A 2,388-nucleotide genomic window follows, 5' to 3' on the forward strand; every position below is an offset into this window, starting at 1 on the left:
CGTGAGTTCGATGAGTAGGGCGGGACACGTGACATCCTGTCTGAATATGGGGGGACCATCCTCCAAGGCTAAATACTCCTGACTGACCGATAGTGAACCAGTACCGTGAGGGAAAGGCGAAAAGAACCCCGGCGAGGGGAGTGAAATAGAACCTGAAACCGTGTACGTACAAGCAGTGGGAGCACCTTCGTGGTGTGACTGCGTACCTTTTGTATAATGGGTCAGCGACTTATATTTTGTAGCAAGGTTAACCGTATAGGGGAGCCGTAGGGAAACCGAGTCTTAACTGGGCGATTAGTTGCAAGGTATAGACCCGAAACCCGGTGATCTAGCCATGGGCAGGTTAAGGTTGGGTAACACTAACTGGAGGACCGAACCGACTAATGTTGAAAAATTAGCGGATGACTTGTGGCTGGGGGTGAAAGGCCAATCAAACCGGGAGATAGCTGGTTCTCCCCGAAAGCTATTTAGGTAGCGCCTCGTGAACTCATCTTCGGGGGTAGAGCACTGTTTCGGCTAGGGGGCCATCCCGGCTTACCAAACCGATGCAAACTCCGAATACCGAAGAATGTTATCACGGGAGACACACGGCGGGTGCTAACGTCCGTCGTGAAGAGGGAAACAACCCAGACCGCCAGCTAAGGTCCCAAAGTCATGGTTAAGTGGGAAACGATGTGGGAAGGCATAGACAGCCAGGATGTTGGCTTAGAAGCAGCCATCATTTAAAGAAAGCGTAATAGCTCACTGGTCGAGTCGGCCTGCGCGGAAGATGTAACGGGGCTAAACCATGCACCGAAGCTGCGGCAGCGACGCTTAGGCGTTGTTGGGTAGGGGAGCGTTCTGTAAGCCGTTGAAGGTGGCCTGTGAGGGTTGCTGGAGGTATCAGAAGTGCGAATGCTGACATAAGTAACGATAAAGCGGGTGAAAAGCCCGCTCGCCGGAAGACCAAGGGTTCCTGTCCAACGTTAATCGGGGCAGGGTGAGTCGACCCCTAAGGCGAGGCTGAAAAGCGTAGTCGATGGGAAACAGGTTAATATTCCTGTACTTGGTGTTACTGCGAAGGGGGGACGGAGAAGGCTAGGCTAGCCGGGCGACGGTTGTCCCGGTTTAAGCGTGTAGGGGGTGTGACCTGGTAAATCCGGTTGCATACTAACCCTGAGGCGTGATGACGATGCACTACGGTGCAGAAGTAGTTGATGCCCTGCTTCCAGGAAAATCCTCTAAGCATCAGGTAACATTAAATCGTACCCCAAACCGACACAGGTGGTCAGGTAGAGAATACCAAGGCGCTTGAGAGAACTCGGGTGAAGGAACTAGGCAAAATGGTGCCGTAACTTCGGGAGAAGGCACGCTGGCATGTAGGTGAAGTCCCTTGCGGATGGAGCTGAAGCCAGTCGAAGATACCAGCTGGCTGCAACTGTTTAATAAAAACACAGCACTGTGCAAACACGAAAGTGGACGTATACGGTGTGACGCCTGCCCGGTGCTGGAAGGTTAATTGATGGGGTCAGCCGCAAGGCGAAGCTCTTGATCGAAGCCCCAGTAAACGGCGGCCGTAACTATAACGGTCCTAAGGTAGCGAAATTCCTTGTCGGGTAAGTTCCGACCTGCACGAATGGCGTAACGACAGCGGCGCTGTCTCCACCCGAGACTCAGTGAAATTGAAATCGCTGTGAAGATGCAGTGTTCCCGTGGCAAGACGGAAAGACCCCGTGAACCTTTACTATAGCTTGACACTGAACATTGAGCCTTGATGTGTAGGATAGGTGGGAGGCTTTGAAGCGTGGACGCCAGTCTGCGTGGAGCCATCCTTGAAATACCACCCTTTAATGTTTGATGTTCTAACTCGGCCCCATAATCTGGGGTGAGGACAGTGTCTGGTGGGTAGTTTGACTGGGGCGGTCTCCTCCTAAAGAGTAACGGAGGAGCTCGAAGGTTAGCTAATCACGGTCGGACATCGTGAGGTTAGTGCAAAGGCATAAGCGTGCTTGACTGCAAGATCGACGGATCAAGCAGGTAGGAAACTAGGACTTAGTGATCCGGTGGTTCTGTATGGAAGGGCCATCGCTCAACGGATAAAAGGTACTCCGGGGATAACAGGCTGATACCGCCCAAGAGTTCATATCGACGGCGGTGTTTGGCACCTCGATGTCGGCTCATCACATCCTGGGGCTGAAGTAGGTCCCAAGGGTATGGCTGTTCGCCATTTAAAGTGGTACGCGAGCTGGGTTCAGAACGTCGTGAGACAGTTCGGTCCCTATCTGCCATGGGCGTTGGAGATTTGAGAGGGGCTGCTCCTAGTACGAGAGGACCGGAGTGGACGAACCTCTGGTGTTCGGGTTGTCATGCCAATGGCATTGCCGGGTAGCTAAGTGCGGAAAAGATAAG

General features: G+C 53.0%; 1 rRNA gene. It reads left to right on the forward strand.

What is annotated here, in order from left to right:
* Nucleotides 1-2,388: ribosomal RNA gene (locus ABZ898_RS29585) — 23S ribosomal RNA — on the forward strand; the annotation flags it as partial.

Origin of the sequence: Streptomyces sp. NPDC046860 (genome assembly GCF_040645115.1) — a bacterium.
In the GTDB taxonomy this organism is placed as follows: domain Bacteria; phylum Actinomycetota; class Actinomycetes; order Streptomycetales; family Streptomycetaceae; genus Streptomyces.